Below are 16325 nucleotides of genomic sequence, written 5' to 3'. Positions count from 1 at the left end.
CTGGCTTCGTTGCGTGCGGCGCATCAGTCAGTTGCTCGAACCGTGGATTCTCCAACCTCGACCACATCCGTAGCCTTGCAGACAACTTTCCCCCATTGACGAGGTGTCATCATGCTCACGGGCAATCCTGCGGCCACGGCCCATTCCCAATCGACTGCTTCACTCTCCGGCCTGATGGTCGCGTTCCTGGCGTTTTGCTGCGGCGCGGTAGTCGCCAACCTTTACTACGCCCAACCCATCGTCGAACTGATCGCGCCGCAGATCGGCCTGTCCAGCGCCAATGCCAGTCTGATCGTCTCGCTCACGCAATTTGGCTATGCCTTGGGCCTGCTGTTGCTGGTGCCGCTGGCGGATCTTCTGGAGAACCGTCGGCTGGTGGTGGGCTTGACCCTGGCGGCCAGCGTCAGCCTGTTGTGCGCCGGGTTGAGCCATTCGCCGTCGATGTTCCTGGTGTTTTCGCTGCTGATCGGCCTGACTTCGGTGGCCGTGCAGATCCTCGTGCCGTTGGCCGCGCACCTGGCCCCAGAAAAGTCACGCGGGCGTGTGGTCGGCAACATCATGAGCGGCCTGCTGCTGGGCATCCTGTTGTCGCGACCGGTGTCGAGCCTGCTGGTGGAAGCGTTCGGCTGGCGCGGCGTGTTCTTCAGCGCGGCGGCTCTGATGGCAGTCATTGCATTGATCACGGCTGTGGCGCTGCCGCGTCGGGTACCGGCGCACCAAGCCAGTTACGGCGCATTGATCGGTTCGGTGTTTGCCCTGGCGAAACGCTACGGAGTTCTGCGCGAGCGCTCGCTGTACCAGGGTCTGTTGTTCGCCAGCTTCAGCCTGTTCTGGACCATCGCGCCGATTGAGCTGATGCGCAACCATGGTTTTAGCCAGACCCAAGTGGCGATCTTTGCCTTGGTCGGTGCGGTAGGCGCCGTGGCCGCGCCGATTGCCGGCCGCCTGGCCGATGCCGGCCACGCTCGTATCGGCACCCTGGTGGCGTTGCTGCTGGCCCCGGTTTCATTGTTGATCGCCGCCTTGCCGGGCAGCGGTTATGTCTGGCTGGTGGTGTGTGCGGTGCTGCTGGACTTTGCCGTGCAGTTGAACATGGTGCTCGGCCAGCGCGAGGTCTATGCCCTGGACCCGCACAGCCGGGCCAGACTCAACGCGGTGTACATGACCAGCATCTTCGTTGGCGGCGCATTGGGTTCGCTGGTGGCCAGTGCGCTCTACGAACACTTCGGCTGGAGCCTGTCGGCGATGCTGGTGGCGGCGGTCCCGGCGCTGGCGCTGGTGACATTTCTTTCGCGTCAGTTCAAAGCAGCGCCGGTCGATGGCCAATAACTCGATGACGTTGCATGGGACAAGACGACAAGCGAACGGTGATGCACAATCATCACCGTTTGTTTTCGATCGGAAACCCCTTATGGACAAGTTGCTGGCACTGAAGATGTTCGTCGAAACCGTACGCTGTGGCGGTTATTCCTCGGCCGCGCGCAAGCTCGGCCTGTCGACCTCTTCGGTGACCCGTCAGGTGGCTGGGTTGGAGCAGGAACTGGGCGCCAGCCTGCTCAATCGCACGACCCGTCACATCAGTGTGACCACCGCCGGGCAAACCTATTTCGACAAAGCCGTGGCAATCCTCGACGCCGTGGATGAAGCGGATGCATTCGTCGCCGACCGCGGCAGTGAAGTGCAGGGCCGACTCAGGGTCAGCGTACCGGTGGAGTTTGGCCGCCGCATCATCGCCCCGCACCTGAACCGTCTGCTTGAACGCCATCCTGGCCTGGAGATCAGCCTGTCACTGAGTGACCAGGTCAGCGATCTGCTCAGCGAGCAGATCGACGTGTCGGTGCGATTGGGCTCCACGGTGGTGAGTGAGGAAATCGTCAGTAAGCGGGTAGGAGCTTTTCAGCGCTGGGTACTGGCAAGTCCGGACTATCTGAAGCACCACCCCACACCGCGCCATCCCCACGACCTGCTGGAACATCAATGCCTGCGCTTCGATTACGGCGGCTCGCACCTGCATTGGACGTTCCAGGCTGACGACGAAACCGTCCAGCTGAACGTACAAGGGCGGCTGCACAGTAACAACGCCGACATCTTGCGCGAAGCCGCCATCGCCGGCGGCGGGGTGACGCTGCTCGCCGACTGGCTGGTGCGTGATGACGTCGCTCAGGGGCGACTGGTTCGGTTGCTGGAACAGTACGAGGTCAATCCCGGTAGCGCCAGTGGATGCATCAATGCGTTGTATTTACCGAATCATCGTGGTTCGAGCCGGATCAATGTGTTTATTGAGTTTTTAGACGAGGTGCTAAGGGCGGGATGATCGCTTGGTTCACGCCGGACGACGCATGATCAGCACATCAGTGTCGTACGTCAGCACGACGTTCTTATCCTGATTGAAGACTTCTACTTTGAAAACGACCCAGCCACGATCCGGCTTGCGGGTATGCGCATAGGCATTCAGCACCTGCGATGACAAATGTAGGCGGTCGCCACTGAGAACCGTTCGAAGCAGCTTCAAGGCTTCGAATTTTCCGCCGGCCACCAGGTTCGTCTTCAGGAAAAAGGCGTCGCACAACATCCTCTGCGCCATCGCGAACGTATGCACGCCGCTGGCGCAATGTACGCCCAACGGAGCGCGCGCTGCTTGTTCCGGGTCGATGTGGATATCCAGCGGATCGAACATCAGGGCAAATTCGATTATTTCCTGGCGGCTCACCGGTTGTGGACGTTCGGCGGTCCATTCTTTGCCGGGGCTGAAATCTTCCCAGTAGAGTGCCTTCGTATTCATAGAAGTCTCTGGTGTCGCAGGTTTTTGATTGGAGTGTTCCACCGGCGACGCTCGCCGGCAATGCTTAAAGGCCTCACTACGTTTGGTGCGTAAGGGCACCCAAAGGCATCGGTTTTTCGTTGACTATTGGTGGGACTAAAAAAACGTGCGACGCTCAAAGAGCAGCTTGCGCAATACCGTGAAGATGCGAACCCGGCATTACGGAGAACTCATGTCCCTCCCCCCAGACAAGGGAACCACCTCAATCGGACTGGTCCATGAGGCACTGCAGGGGGCACGCTCCCGTGGACTGGACGTGTCAACGATTCTGCAACAGGCCCAGATCGATCCGCAGCTTTTGCAGGCACCCAACGCACGCGTATCGGCAGCGGCATTTTCGCGGCTGTGGGTGGCCCTGTCCGATGCGCTGGACGATGAGTTTTTCGCGATCGACAGCCATCCCATGCGGCGTGGCAGTTTCAAGCTGATGTGTCAGGTTTCGCTGAATTGCGAGACGTTGGGCCAAGCCCTGCGACGGATGCTGGCGTTGCTGCGGGCGATTCTGGATGACGTGTATGGCGAGCTGATGTGCGACGCAGATTCGGCGGTGATTGTCATCCGGGACCACGGCGTGGAGCGCCGGCTTTTCTGCTATGGCACCTGGCTGATCCTGGTGCATGGGCTGCTGTGCTGGCTGGGTAATCGGCGTATTCCCATCCGGCAACTGGACCTGCGCCCGCAACGGCCAGCAGACGACAGTGACTACCGCATGCGTTTTTGTGACAACCTGCGGTTTGGCGCTCCGGTGTCCCAGGTTGTGTTCGAGCGTAGCTTTCTTGAGTTGAAGGTCGCCCAGACGCCAACCAGCATGGCGGCGTTCCTCAAGGAATCCCCGGCCAGCCTACTGGTCCAGTACCGCAATGACGACAGCATCAGCGCCCGGATCCGCCAGCGGCTGCGGGGGCAAAGCCCGGAGGAGTGGCCCGAGCTTGAAGCGATGTCCAAAGCCTTGCGAATCTCCTACTCGACGTTGCAACGCCGATTACAGGCCGAAGGTGTCAGTTACCAACGTCTCAAGGACAATCTGCGTCGCGACATCGCAATCAACTTGCTGTGTCGGGCAGACCTGACCGTGACGGATGTCGCGGCGCAGACCGGCTTCCAGGAAACCAGCGCCTTCCACCGGGCTTTCAAGAAGTGGACCGGTGTCAGCCCCGGTGCCTATCGCCGGACACTCGATCAGTAGCTCCAACTTCCAATACCCGGCGCTGCCCTATCTCTTGCACCCCTGAGACTGCCCAGAACGGTCATTCAAAACGATGCCCCCGGGCATGGGCCGTGCGCATTGCCAATCCTATGATCGCCACCAGCAGCCTCACTCGCTGCACTGATCAGCAACGACCCAAGTGCACTTCACAACAAAAACAAAATGAAGGGGACACGCTATGCAACCGGTGAACGTTTACGCCCTGGCGGGCGAGTCAAAATTGAATCGCTTCCATGGGCTGATACTCTTCTGGTGTGTGTTGATCCTGGTCATCGACGGCTATGACCTGGCGATTGTCGGCGCAGCGCTGCCGGCCATCATGAAAGACATGCAGATTGACCCGACCAGCGCCGGCATCATGGCCGGCTCGGCGCTCTTCGGTACGATGCTCGGGGCGATTTTCCTCGGGACGCTGGCCGACCGCATAGGCCGGCCAAAAATGATCGCCTTCTGCGTAGCGCTGTTCAGCCTCTTCACCGCAGCGGCGGGTTTCACCCATGACCCGGTCAGTTTCAGTGTCATGCGTTTCATCGCCGGCCTGGGCATAGGTGGGGTGCTGCCAGTCTGCACGGCGCAGATGGGCGAGTACGCGCCTTTGAAACAACGCACTCGCCTGGTAACCCTGGTGTTCGCTGGTTACTCTGTCGGCGGCATCCTGGTGGCGGTGACCTCCAAACAACTGATCGAAAGCCATGGCTGGCAATGGGTGTTCTACATCGCGGCGCTGCCGGTGCTGCTGATTCCTTTCATTCTCAAAACCATGCCTGACTCGATCGGCTATCTGCTGAAAAACGGCCGCCAGGACGAGTTGCGCCACATCGCCCAACGCCTGGAACCAACGCTGACCTTGACCCACCAGACCGAAATGGTCGGCAACCCGGCGGTGCTGGGCAAGCAGGATACGCCGGTGCGAAACCTGTTCAAGGACGGGCGCGGCCCGAGCACGGTGATGATCTGGGCAGCCTTCATGACCGGCCTGTTCATGGTCTATGCCCTTAATTCCTGGCTGACCAAGCTGATGGCAATGGCAGGGTTCAGCCTGGGTTCGGCCCTCAATTTCGTGATCGTGTTCAACGTCGGGGCGATTGTGGGTGCCCTCGGCGGAGGCTGGCTGGGCGACCGCTTCAACATCAAGTACGTGCTGGTGTGTTTCTACATCGTCGGCGCGGTCGCTCTCACGCTGCTCGGCTTCACGCGTTCGACGACGCTGTTGTTCGGGGTCGTGTTCGTGGTGGGGGCGTCGACCTTGGGCACCCAGTTGCTGGCCTACGCCTACGCAGGTGATTTCTATCCTTCGACCATCCGCTCGGCGGGCGTCGGCTTTGCCTCGGGTGTCGGGCGGATCGGCGCCATTGTGGCGCCGGTGCTCATCGGCTGGCTGGTGTCACTGAACCTGCCGCTGGAGCACAACTTCATGGCGATCAGCGTGGCCGGCCTCATTGGCGCGGGTGCTGTCACCCTGATCAACCAGTCACGCGCGGACTCAACCCAGGCGAGAAAGGCCCCGGTGCCGTCCAGTTGAACCCAAGCTTTTTCGCTTCTCAAGAAAACGAGCCTGAAAGACATGACGATAAACCGCTTGTTACCACCGCCGCTCTCGCCACGGCTATTGAGCCAGACGGTGGATTGGTCGATCACCACCCGCCGCAGTATCCGGGCTTTCCTGCCGACACCGGTGCCGCGCTCCGACATTGAAGCGATCCTGAATGTCGCACGTTTTTGCGCCACCGGCGTGAACATGCAGCCGTGGCGGGTCCATGTGGTCACCGGAGAGGTGAAGGCTCGCCTGTCAAAGGCCATTGACGCGATCGACAGCGATCCGGCACTGAACGAACACCTGCAGGACTCCTATGAATACTACCCCCGTGAGTGGGTCACGCCCTACATCGACCGACGCCGTAAGGTTGGCTGGCAACTCTACAGCCTGCTGGGCATCACCCGGGCGGACAAGCGGCGCATGCATCAGCAGCATGGCCGCAACTACAAGTTCTTCGATGCGCCGGTCGGCCTGATTTTCACCATCGACCGGGTGCTGCAGCAAGGCAGCCTGCTGGACTACGGGATGTTTTTGCAGAGCGTGATGATCGCTGCCCGTGGCAGAGGGTTGCACACCTGCCCGCAGGCCGCATTCCTGAAGTATCACGATGTGATCGCGCAGGTCCTGGAGATTCCAGCCGACCAGATGCTGGTGTGCGGGATGAGCCTGGGCTACGCCGACGAAACGAGCATTGAAAACTCCTTGGTCACTGACCGAGAGCCGGTCAGCGCGTTCACCACTTTTCACCATAATAATAAGGAGACAGTCCTATGAAATCGGGTACCTACGACAGCGGGCTGGATCGCAGCGCGGCAAATCATCTTGCGCTCACACCCCTTGGATTCCTCGACCGCGCGGCCCTGGTGCATCCGCAACGGAACGCCGTGGTGCATGGTGAGTTGCGGCGAACCTGGTTCGAGACTCGGGAACGCTGTTACCGCCTGGCTTCGGCCCTGGCCAGAAGGGGCGTGGGAGAGGGCGATACGGTTTCGATCCTCTCGCCCAACACGCCCGCGATGCTCGAAGCGCACTACGGGATTCCCCTGGCGGGCGCGGTGCTGAACACCATCAATTACCGCCTGGACGCCGAGGGCGTTGCCTTCATCCTCCTTCATGGCGAGTGCAAACTGCTGCTGGTGGATCGCGAGTATGCAGCGCTGGCCGCCGCAGCCCTTGAACTCGTTGAACAGCGCCCTGTTGTGATTGACATCAACGATCACCTGGCATCTCTGGCGCCCGCCATCGGGGAAACCGACTACGAAAGCCTGCTGGCCGAGGGCGATCCGGATTTCGCCGGTGTCTGGCCCGTCAGCGAATGGCAACCGATCGCCTTGAATTACACCTCCGGGACCACAGGCGATCCCAAGGGCGTGGTCGCGAGCCATCGCGGCACCTATCTGATGAGCCTGTTGCAAATGACCAACTGGCCGCTGTCACGGGCGCCACGCTACTTGTGGACGCTGCCAATGTTTCACGCCAACGGTTGGTGTTTTACCTGGGCGATTACCGCGGCCGCCGGGACGCACATCTGTCTGCGCAAGGTCACCGCAGAGACGGTATTCGAGGCGATCGACAATCACGGCGTAGACCATTTCTGCGCCGCGCCGATTGTCATGGCGATGATTGCGAACACCGCCGGGCGCGGACCCTTGAAGACGCCGGTCCGGGTGTTGACCGCCGGTTCGCCACCACCCGCCACGGTGCTCAAGGCAGTACTGGCGCTGGGCTTCGATGTGGATCATGTGTACGGCATCACCGAGGTTTCTGGAACGCCGGTCAGTTGTACCTGGCAGGACGGCTGGAATGACCTGTCGGAGTCTGAACAATGCGCGTTGCGGGTGCGCCAGGGTGCCCGTGGCGCAGTGTTCGAAGAATTGATGGTGGCGGATCCGGAGACGCTGGTGCCGGTCCCGCATGATGGTCAAACCACCGGAGAGCTGATGATGCGCGGCAACACCGTGATGATGGGCTATCTGAAGAACGAATCTGCGACCCAGAAGGCCTTCGCCGGCGGCTGGTTTCATACCGGCGACGTGGCGGTGGTTCACGACAACGGCTACATCCAGATTACCGATCGCTGTAAGGACGTCATCATTTCCGGCGGTGAAAACATCTCTTCGGTCGAGATCGAGGAAGCGATCCACGCCCACCCTGCGGTGCTGCACGCCGCCGTGGTCGCTCAACCGGACGACAAGTGGGGCGAGGTGCCCTGTGCTTTCGTCGAACTCAAGGCCGGGGTGCCTGCGCCAACGGAGCAGGAAATCATTGGCTTCTGCCAGGGCCGATTGGCCCGTTTCAAATGCCCGCGACGGGTGATTTTCATCGAATTGCCGAAAACCGCCACCGGCAAGATCCAGAAATTCCTGCTGCGCGAACGTGCGGGCAGCCAGGAGGCGATCATGCGCCTGGCTTCCGGCTGCTGAGTACGACCAGGTAGGTCACCGATATCAAAAAAAATCAATGCCGCCCATTCAGGCGGCAGGCTTTCACGCACACAACAAAAACAAAAGGTGCCTGTATGTCGAAATCCCCTGTGGTGGTCCTGGTCGGAATATCAACACTTACATCAGCTCCTTTGGTGTTCGCTGATTTCATCAACGATGCTAAAGGAAGCCTGGAGTTTAGAAACTTCTACTACAACCGCGACTATCGTAATGAGGGTGCTGCACAGAACAAGCGAGACGAATGGGCGCAGGGCTTCATCCTCAATCTTCAGTCTGGTTTCACCGAGGGCACGATCGGTTTCGGCCTGGACGCCCAGGGGCTATTGGGGCTGAAGCTCGACTCTAGCAGCGATCGGACCGGATCGGGCCTGCTGGCGTACGACAGGCAGCGAAACGTCGAGGATGAATACGCGAAATACACCCTGACGGCCAAGGCGCGACTGGGCAAGAGCGACTTGCGGATTGGCGGCCTCAGCCCGCTGATGCCGCTGTTATGGAGCAACAACAGCCGACTGTTGCCTCAGGTGTTCCGTGGTGGGTCCCTGGTGTCCAACGACGTGGATTCGCTGACGGTTTCTGCAATTCGGGTGAACGCCGTGAGGCAACGCAACTCCACGGATTTTGAATCCCTCACTGCGTTTGGTTACCGCGCTGCCGAGGCCGATCATTTCGATTACCTGGCATTCGACTACAAAGCCCTCCCGACCCTGACGTTGAGCTATCACGTTGCCGAACTGGAGGATCTCTATCGCTCGAACTTCTATGGATTGAAGCTCAATCAGCCATTGTCCACCGGCGCGATCATTTCCGATGTGCGCGTGTTCGATGCCAGGGAAACCGGGGATGAGAGCCTCGGGGAGGTGGATAACCGCACATTGAGCAGTTACTTCGCCTACAGCCTGAAAGGCCACACCATTGGCGGCGGCTATCAGAAAGCTTGGGGAGATACGCCCTTCGCCTTCGTGAACGGCACCGACACCTATCTGTTTGCCGAGTCGTTGGTGAGTACCTTTACGGCGCCGAACGAACGCATATGGTTTGCCCGCTACGACTACGACTTCGCCAGTGCCGGCCTCCCTGGGCTGACTCTGACCCTAAGGTATGTAAAAGGTGACGATGTCGATCCCACGTTGCTGAGCACCCGGCAAGCGGCAGCGCTGCGGGCCGAGGGACAGAGGGGTAAGGAATGGGAGCGTGTCACGGATATCGCCTACGTCGTTCAGAGCGGGCCGATAAAAGGGCTGGGCGTTCAATGGCGCAACTCCGCCAACCGCTCGACCTACGCTGACAGTGCCAACGAAAACCGCTTGGTCCTGCGTTATACGATGTCCTTCTGATCGCAGCACAGCGCAAAGGTGACGCGGTGCCGCGGTGCCGCGGTGCCGCGGTGCCGGGCGTCGCGTCAGTAAACCCAAGCGCTTGTCCAGGAATAGACTGATTGTCCCTGCGGGGATTCAGGCCGCAGGCCAATCCATCCGACCACCGCAACAGCTTTCAGGTCCTGCATGCCCGTGTCGACGGTGGCCTTCTCACAGGAGGGTACGTAATGGACGAGGCAAAGCTTAACGAGTTCATGGGCAAGCTGGTGTCCGACATGGGCGCCTCGGCGATGCTCGCCAACGTCATCCTTGGCGATGAACTCGGGTTGTACAAGGCCATGGCCGATAGCCAGCCGATAACGCCCCAGGAACTTGCCGACCGGACCGGCTGCAATGCGCGGCTGATCCGGGAGTGGCTCAGCGCTCATGTAGCGTCCGGCTACATGGAGCACCGCGACGGCCGGTTCGTGTTACCCGAAGAACAGGCAATGGCTCTGGCGATTGAGGATTCGCCGGTGTACGCGGCGGGTGGTGTGATGGTGGTGGCGTCGATGTTCCACGATAAGGACAAGTTAGTGGCGGCCATGCGCGGAGACGGCGGACTGCCGTGGGGTGAGCACCATCCATGCATGTTCAGCGGCACCGAGCGATTCTTCCGGCCCGGCTACAAGACTTACCTGGTGTCGCAGTGGCTGCCGGCACTGGAAGGTGTGGTGGAAAAACTCACCGCCGGGGCCCGCGTGGCGGACATCGGTTGTGGGCACGGCGCTTCGACCATCGTGATGGCGCAGGCCTTTCCGGCGTCGCGCTTTGTCGGCTTCGACTATCATGCGCCATCCATCTCCACCGCCACGCAGCGGGCCCAGGAGGCCGGAGTCGCCAAGCAGGTGACGTTTGCCCAGAGCACCGCCAAGGACTTTCCCGGTGACGATTACGACCTGATCTGCTATTTCGATTGCCTGCACGACATGGGCGACCCGGTCGGCGCCGCGCAGCATGCCTACCGATCGTTGAAAGACGATGGTACGGTGCTGCTGGTCGAGCCCTATGCCAAAGACACGCTCGACGAGAACATAAACCCTGTCGGACGGCTGTTTTACGCCGCCTCCACATTCATCTGCACGCCGAACTCTCTGTCCCAGGAAGTGGGGCTGGGATTGGGGGCGCAGGCTGGGGAGGGGAGATTGCGTGAGGTGTTCGACGCAGCAGGGTTCAGCCAATTGCGCCGCGCGGCTGAGACACCGTTCAATTTGATTCTGGAGGCTCGAAAGTAGAAGCGCGCTGGGTTGGCCGTGCATGACTGGCGGGTCCGTGCACGGCGCTCGTCTATGGCCGCCGGGACGCATCAGTCGCTTGAAGGGCCGCGCCGTCCCGGCGCTCTCCAGCGCCAACTCGGGCTCGACAGTCGCTCCACGAAAAAATCTGCAAGCGCCTGGACTTTGCGTGGGCGGGTGCGGGCCGAGGGCGTCACGAAATACAGGCCGCCCCGAGTCATGCTCCATTCAGGCAGAAGCTGCTCCAGACGCCCGTCGGCCAGATACTCGGAGGCGATGAATTCCGGCAACTCGGCAATCGCCATGCCTGCCAGCAGCGGGGCGATGAGCGCATCAGAATTGGTCACCCGAAGCGGGCCCTTCGGCGTCACGTCTTCCTCGGCGCCGTGGTCATCGGTGAAACGCCACACCTGGCTCCGTGCCCGGTAGGCGTAACTCATGCAGGCATGCTCAGTCAGTTCGCGAGGATGTGTCGGCCGGCCATGTTCCGCCAGGTACAAGGGCGACGCCACGAGGTACTGCGTCACGGCGCAGATGTGTCGTGCAACCAGCGACGAGTCGGGCAGGGCGGCGATACGCAGTGCCGCGTCGAATCCATCGGCCACCAGGTCTACTGTCGAATCTGACAGATGCAAGTCCAGTTCCAGGCCCGGATATCGGGCAAGCAACTCAGGCAACAACGGCGCAACCCAGCGCAGACCGAATGACATCGGCACGGCCAGGCGCACCAGTCCACGGGGTTGCACCGACATTTCATGGGCGGCGCTTTCCATCTCTTCCGCCTGTCGATACAGCGCACTGGCTTGTTCGACCATGCGCTGCCCGAACTCTGTCAGCGCCAGTTGCCGCGACGTTCGATTGAACAAGCGGCTACCCAAACGTTCCTCCAGACGTGCCACGCCCCGGGACACGGTCGGTACCGATACGCCCATGGCCCGAGCAGCAGCTGCGTAGGAACCTTCTTCAGCCACCTTGGCGAACATCGCCAGCCCTTCGAAATCAGGAAGCCTTGCCATTTCAATCCTGCAATGATGAGTTTCAAACAATTCTATTTTGAAATATTTCCGTCGTCGATACGCTTCTCTCAACAGCAATCACCTACTCGACGGAGAAACATCATGAGCAAGAAACTTGAAGGCAAGATCGCATTGGTCACCGGCGGCACCACCGGTATTGGCCTCGCTACGGCCAAGCGCTTCGCAGAAGAGGGCGCCCACGTCTACATCACCGGTCGCCGCCAGGCGGAACTGGATAAAGCGGTAGCCCTGGTGGGCAACGCGACGGGCGTCGCCGTGGACTCCACGCAGTTGGACCAGCTCGATGCGCTCTACAAACGCATCGGCGAGGAACGCGGGCATCTGGATGTGCTCTTCGCCAATGCCGGTGGCGGCTCGATGCTGCCCCTGGGTGAAATCACGGAATCCCACTATGACGAGACATTTGATCGTAACGTCAAGGGCGTCCTGTTCACCGTACAAAAGGCCTTGCCGCTGTTGGCACGCAACGCATCGATCATCCTCACCGGCTCCACGGCGGGGAGTTCGGGGACGGCGGCATTCAGCGTGTACGCCGCGTCCAAGGCTGCCGTGCGAGCGTTTGCCCGTAACTGGATCCTGGATCTTAAGGATCGGGCAGTGAGGGTGAACACCATCAGCCCGGGCGCAACCCGCACCCCAGGCCTGGTCGATCTGGCTGGCCCGGATGCCGAGCAACAGCAAGGCCTGCTGGACTATCTGGCATCGCTGGTGCCCATGGGCCGGGTAGGGGAGCCGGTTGAGATCGCAAACGCTGCCGTGTTCCTGGCAAGCGACGATTCAAGCTTCGTCAACGGTGCGGAATTGTTTGTCGACGGGGGCCAGGCCCAGGTTTGATCAAGCAGCAGCAGGGTATCAGGCGGTTACGCGGTGCGTACCGCCTGATCTGCGTTTTAGCGGCTCGATAGAGCGCTATAGGGTTGCCCTCTACGAATTTTCTGCTAAGCCTAAGCCTCTACACGGAGATTGCAGGAGAGGGAGGCCAGGTGGCTAAGAAAATGAGTGTTGGGCAGCTCACGATGTTGACGGCCGTCAACATGCTGGGCTCAGGTATCGTGCTGTTGCCCACCAAACTCGCCGAAGTGGGCGGTATTTCAATCCTTTCGTGGCTGATCACCGCCACCGGTTCGCTGGCCCTGGCCTATGCCTTTGCCCGATGCGGCATGCTCAGTCGCAAGACCGGCGGCATGGGCGGGTATGCCGAGTACACCTTTGGTAAATCCGGCAACTACATCACCAACTACACCTACGGACTGTCGCTGTTGATTGCCAATGTGGCGATCAGTATTACCGCGGTCGGCTATATCCAGACGCTTTTTGGGATAAAACTCGACTCCCTGCAAGTCGGCCTCGCGACTATCGCATTGCTCTGGATTACCACGTTCGCCAACTTCGGCGGGGCGAGCATCACCGGCAAGATTGGCGCGGTCACGGTCTGGGGTGTTATCGCGCCGGTGGTGCTGGTATCGACGATTGGCTGGTTCTGGTTCGAGGGCAGCGTCTACGCCGCCGGCTGGAATCCCCACGATAAAACCTGGTACGACGCCGCCGGGGCTTCGGTGGCGATTACACTTTGGGCGTTTCTCGGGCTCGAATCGGCCTGCGCCAACGGCGATGCGGTGGAGAATCCCGAGAAGAACGTCCCCATCGCAGTGCTTGGCGGGACGCTGGGCGCGGCAGTGATCTACATCGTGTCCACCAACGTGATCGCCGGCATCGTGAGCAACGCTGAACTCGTCAGCTCCACTGCGCCGTTCGGGTTGGTGTTCGCCAAGATGTTCACGCCCCTGGTCGGCGACATCGTCATGGGATTGATGGTGCTGGCGTGCATCGGTTCGCTGCTGGGCTGGCAGTTCACTGTTGCCCAGGTCTTCAAAAGCTCGGCGGACACCGGGTATTTCCTGCCGATCTTCGCCAAATCCAACAAGCACGGCGTGCCGATCATCAGCATGCTGATCCTGCTCGCCATGCAGACGGCCATGGCGTTGCTGACCATCAGCCCCGACCTGGCCAAACAGTTCGACACCCTGGTCAACCTAGCGGTAGTCACCAACCTGGTGCCGTACATCCTGTCGATGGCTACTTTGATGACCTTGCAGAAGGTTTCCGGTGTTCCGGCCAACAAAGCCCTCATCACCAACATCGTTGCCGGCATCGCAGCGGCCTACAGCTACCTGGCGTTGTACAGCTCGGGCGCCCAGGCGCTGATGCTGGGCGGCGTTGCAACCATCGTCGGCTACACGCTGTTCGGTTTCGTCAACACGCGGTTGATCCGCCTGGAGGCCGTGAACAATAGCGTTCCGACCCAAACCGTCGCGGCGCAACACATCGTTGGCGAACCTATCCCGGTGAATGACCTGCCGGCCAATCATTTGCAATCGGCCAGACTGGAGCCTCAATCATGACGGAAAACAGACACCTGCTCGGCATGCTCGCGTTGCTGGTCTGCAACCAGCCGGACAAACGCAGCGTGTTCGGCCGGGCGCTGATCCAGCTGATCAGTGATGTGGAAGAGCGCGCCATCAGCGTGCTGACGTCCGAAAGCCTGAGCGATGCAAAGTCGATCCTCAGCAGCGATCCGGCGATCCAGTGCGTTTTGCTCAGCTGGGAAATGGACAGCAGCGCAGATCATCGCGAATGCATCGACCTGCTCACGACCCTGCGTGAGCGCAACACCCGTGTGCCTGTCTTCCTGATCAGCGACCGCAGCACCGCGTCGAGCGTGCCGCTGATCGTCATGCAGCACGCCGACGACTTCATCTGGCTGCCCGAAGACACCAGTCGCTTCCTGAGCGGGCGGATCATGGCCGCCATCGAGCGTTACCGCCAGGCAGTGCTGCCGCCAATGTTCGGCGCGCTGCTGAAGTTTGCCCGCAGCTATGAATATTCCTGGCACACCCCGGGGCATGCGGGCGGTACGGCCTTTCTTAAAAGCACCGCCGGCCGGGCGTTCTACGAGTTTTTCGGGGAAAACCTGTTGCGCTCGGATCTGTCGATCTCGGTGGGTGAACTCGGCTCGTTGCTCGATCACAGCGGCCCCATCGGCCAGGGTGAACGTTACGCGGCGAAGGTATTCGGCGCCCATCGCACGTACTACGTCACCAACGGCTCCTCGATGTCCAACCGGGTAATCCTGATGGCGAGTGTCACCCGCGATCAGATCGCCCTGTGCGACCGCAACTGTCACAAGTCGGCCGAGCATGCGATGACACTGTCCGGCGCGATTCCCACGTACCTGGTGCCGACGCGCAACCGCTACGGCATCATCGGTCCGATCCTGCCGCAAACCTTGAGCGCTGAAGAGGTGAGGGCGGCCATTGCCGACAATCCGCTGGTCAAGGATCACATTGACCCAACGCCGGTACACGCAATCATTACCAACTCCACGTATGACGGCTTGACCTACAACGTCGCACGCGTCGAAGAGCTATTGGGGCAGAGCGTCGATCGCCTGCATTTCGACGAGGCCTGGTACGGCTATGCGCGTTTCAACCCGTTGTATAAGGACCGTTTTGCAATGCACGGCAGCCCGGAGGACCACGATCCGGGCAAGCCAACCGTGTTCGCTACACAGTCGACCCACAAGCTGCTGGCGGCGCTGTCCCAGGCCTCGATGATCCACGTGCGTAACGGCCGCAATCCGATTCCCCACGGTCGGTTCAACGAGTCGTTCATGATGCACGCCTCGACGTCGCCCAATTACGCGATCATGGCGTCCTGCGATGTCAGTTCGGCAATGATGGAAGCGCCCAGCGGGCAGATCCTGACCAATGAATCGATCGAGGAAGCCATCGCGTTCCGCCAGGTCATCTCACGCATGCGAAACGAGATGTCGAATCATGACGACTGGTTCTTCTCGTGCTGGCAGCCACCGTCGGTGCTGGTCGACGGGACGGCGGTCGCATTCCATGAAGTCGATCCCGCCAGGCTCAAGTCCGTCCCGGATTGCTGGGTGTTGCATCCGAACGAGGTCTGGCATGGCTTCGGTAATATCGAAGACGGCTACTGCATGCTCGATCCGATCAAGGTGTCGATCCTCAGCCCGGGCATGGGCGACGACGGCAATTTGCTCGACTTCGGCATACCCGCCTGTGTGTTGAGCGCCTACCTGGGGCATCAAGGCATCGTCGTCGAGAAAACCACGGACTTCACCATCCTCTTCCTGTTTTCCATCGGTATCACCAAAGGCAAGTGGGGGACGCTGGTCAATGCGTTGCTGGACTTCAAGCGCGACTACGACACCAACCTGGAGCTCGAACTGTGCCTGCCGGACCTGATGACGGCCAATCAGCAACGCTACGCCGGCATGGGCTTGAAGGACCTGGCCGAAGAGATCTTCACCGCGATGAAAAAGACCAAGACCACTGCGGCCATGTCCCGGGCTTTCGGTACGTTACCCAACGCGGTATTCAGCCCGGTGGAGGCCTACGAAAAGCTGGTCAAGGGTGAGGTCGAGCAGGTCACCCTGGAACAAGCCGCCGGCCGCATCGCGGCCACCGGCATCGTACCTTACCCGCCAGGCATTCCATTGTTGATGCCGGGGGAAAATGCCGGACCGGCAGACGGTCCGCTGCTGGCGTATCTCAAGGCGCTGGAGAGCTTCGATAAGTCTTTTCCGGGCTTCACCCACGATACCCACGGGATCGAAAGCGAGGCGGGGGAGTATCGGATGCTGGTGTTGAAATGAGC

13 protein-coding genes are annotated in these 16325 nt (G+C 60.5%); 11 read left to right on the top strand and 2 right to left on the bottom strand.

The window, feature by feature from the left end; all coding sequences use genetic code 11:
- Nucleotides 1-111 precede the first annotated feature (111 nt).
- Both ACLEJR_RS12535 and ACLEJR_RS12530 read left to right on the top strand, forming a co-directional pair.
- Nucleotides 112-1329 (top strand): MFS transporter, encoded by a 1218-nt coding sequence (locus ACLEJR_RS12535; RefSeq protein ID WP_440814307.1) that lies wholly within the window; start codon nucleotides 112-114, stop codon nucleotides 1327-1329.
- Between the two features lie 82 nt (nucleotides 1330-1411).
- A complete protein-coding gene (locus ACLEJR_RS12530; RefSeq protein WP_440814305.1) occupies nucleotides 1412-2314 on the top strand; it encodes a LysR family transcriptional regulator in 903 nt (300 codons plus the stop codon).
- A 9-nt stretch (nucleotides 2315-2323) separates the two neighbouring features.
- On the opposite strand, the gene ACLEJR_RS12525 is transcribed toward ACLEJR_RS12530, so the two are convergent.
- A complete protein-coding gene (locus tag ACLEJR_RS12525) occupies nucleotides 2324-2782 on the bottom strand; it encodes a MaoC/PaaZ C-terminal domain-containing protein (RefSeq protein WP_440814303.1) in 459 nt (152 codons plus the stop codon).
- 295 nt (nucleotides 2783-3077) lie between these two features.
- Here ACLEJR_RS12525 and ACLEJR_RS12520 point away from each other — a divergent pair, with 295 nt between their 5' ends.
- From ACLEJR_RS12520 to ACLEJR_RS12495, 6 genes are all read left to right on the top strand, one after another.
- Nucleotides 3078-4007: an AraC family transcriptional regulator gene (locus ACLEJR_RS12520; protein ID WP_440814300.1), complete on the top strand. Its 930-nt coding sequence runs from the start codon at nucleotides 3078-3080 to the stop codon at nucleotides 4005-4007.
- Between the two features lie 199 nt (nucleotides 4008-4206).
- Nucleotides 4207-5550, top strand: a complete 1344-nt coding sequence (locus ACLEJR_RS12515) for an MFS transporter (RefSeq protein ID WP_440814297.1) — start codon at nucleotides 4207-4209, stop codon at nucleotides 5548-5550.
- Nucleotides 5551-5592: 42 nt separating this feature from the next.
- Nucleotides 5593-6339: a nitroreductase gene (locus tag ACLEJR_RS12510; RefSeq protein WP_440814295.1), complete on the top strand. Its 747-nt coding sequence runs from the start codon at nucleotides 5593-5595 to the stop codon at nucleotides 6337-6339.
- A complete protein-coding gene (locus ACLEJR_RS12505; protein ID WP_440814293.1) occupies nucleotides 6336-7988 on the top strand; it encodes an AMP-binding protein in 1653 nt (550 codons plus the stop codon). Before ACLEJR_RS12510 ends, ACLEJR_RS12505 begins: the two co-directional genes overlap by 4 nt.
- 95 nt (nucleotides 7989-8083) lie before the next feature.
- The gene (locus tag ACLEJR_RS12500; protein ID WP_440814291.1) at nucleotides 8084-9346 is read left to right on the top strand and encodes an OprD family porin; all 1263 of its coding nucleotides are present in this window, start codon (nucleotides 8084-8086) and stop codon (nucleotides 9344-9346) included.
- A 209-nt stretch (nucleotides 9347-9555) separates the two neighbouring features.
- Nucleotides 9556-10602 (top strand): class I SAM-dependent methyltransferase, encoded by a 1047-nt coding sequence (locus tag ACLEJR_RS12495; protein ID WP_440791858.1) that lies wholly within the window; start codon nucleotides 9556-9558, stop codon nucleotides 10600-10602.
- Between the two features lie 71 nt (nucleotides 10603-10673).
- Here ACLEJR_RS12495 and ACLEJR_RS12490 read toward each other — a convergent pair whose 3' ends face one another.
- The gene (locus ACLEJR_RS12490) at nucleotides 10674-11618 is read right to left on the bottom strand and encodes a LysR substrate-binding domain-containing protein (RefSeq protein ID WP_440814289.1); all 945 of its coding nucleotides are present in this window, start codon (nucleotides 11616-11618) and stop codon (nucleotides 10674-10676) included.
- A gap of 102 nt (nucleotides 11619-11720) precedes the next feature.
- Here ACLEJR_RS12490 and ACLEJR_RS12485 point away from each other — a divergent pair, with 102 nt between their 5' ends.
- The 3 genes from ACLEJR_RS12485 (at nucleotide 11721) to ACLEJR_RS12475 (ending at nucleotide 16323) form a co-directional block, all read left to right on the top strand.
- Nucleotides 11721-12473, top strand: coding sequence for an SDR family NAD(P)-dependent oxidoreductase (locus tag ACLEJR_RS12485; RefSeq protein ID WP_440814287.1), 753 nt, complete (start codon nucleotides 11721-11723; stop codon nucleotides 12471-12473).
- A gap of 161 nt (nucleotides 12474-12634) precedes the next feature.
- Nucleotides 12635-14041, top strand: coding sequence for a putrescine-ornithine antiporter (gene potE / locus ACLEJR_RS12480; protein ID WP_440791852.1), 1407 nt, complete (start codon nucleotides 12635-12637; stop codon nucleotides 14039-14041).
- Nucleotides 14038-16323, top strand: a complete 2286-nt coding sequence (locus ACLEJR_RS12475) for an Orn/Lys/Arg decarboxylase N-terminal domain-containing protein (protein WP_440814285.1) — start codon at nucleotides 14038-14040, stop codon at nucleotides 16321-16323. The genes potE and ACLEJR_RS12475 overlap by 4 nt, the downstream gene beginning before the upstream one ends.
- Nucleotides 16324-16325 lie beyond the last annotated feature (2 nt).

Origin of the sequence: Pseudomonas sp. SMN5 (genome assembly GCF_052041925.1) — a bacterium.
Taxonomy (GTDB): domain Bacteria; phylum Pseudomonadota; class Gammaproteobacteria; order Pseudomonadales; family Pseudomonadaceae; genus Aquipseudomonas.
Note: the sequence above shows the minus strand (reverse complement) of the source record. Positions and strands in the feature narration are given on the sequence as shown.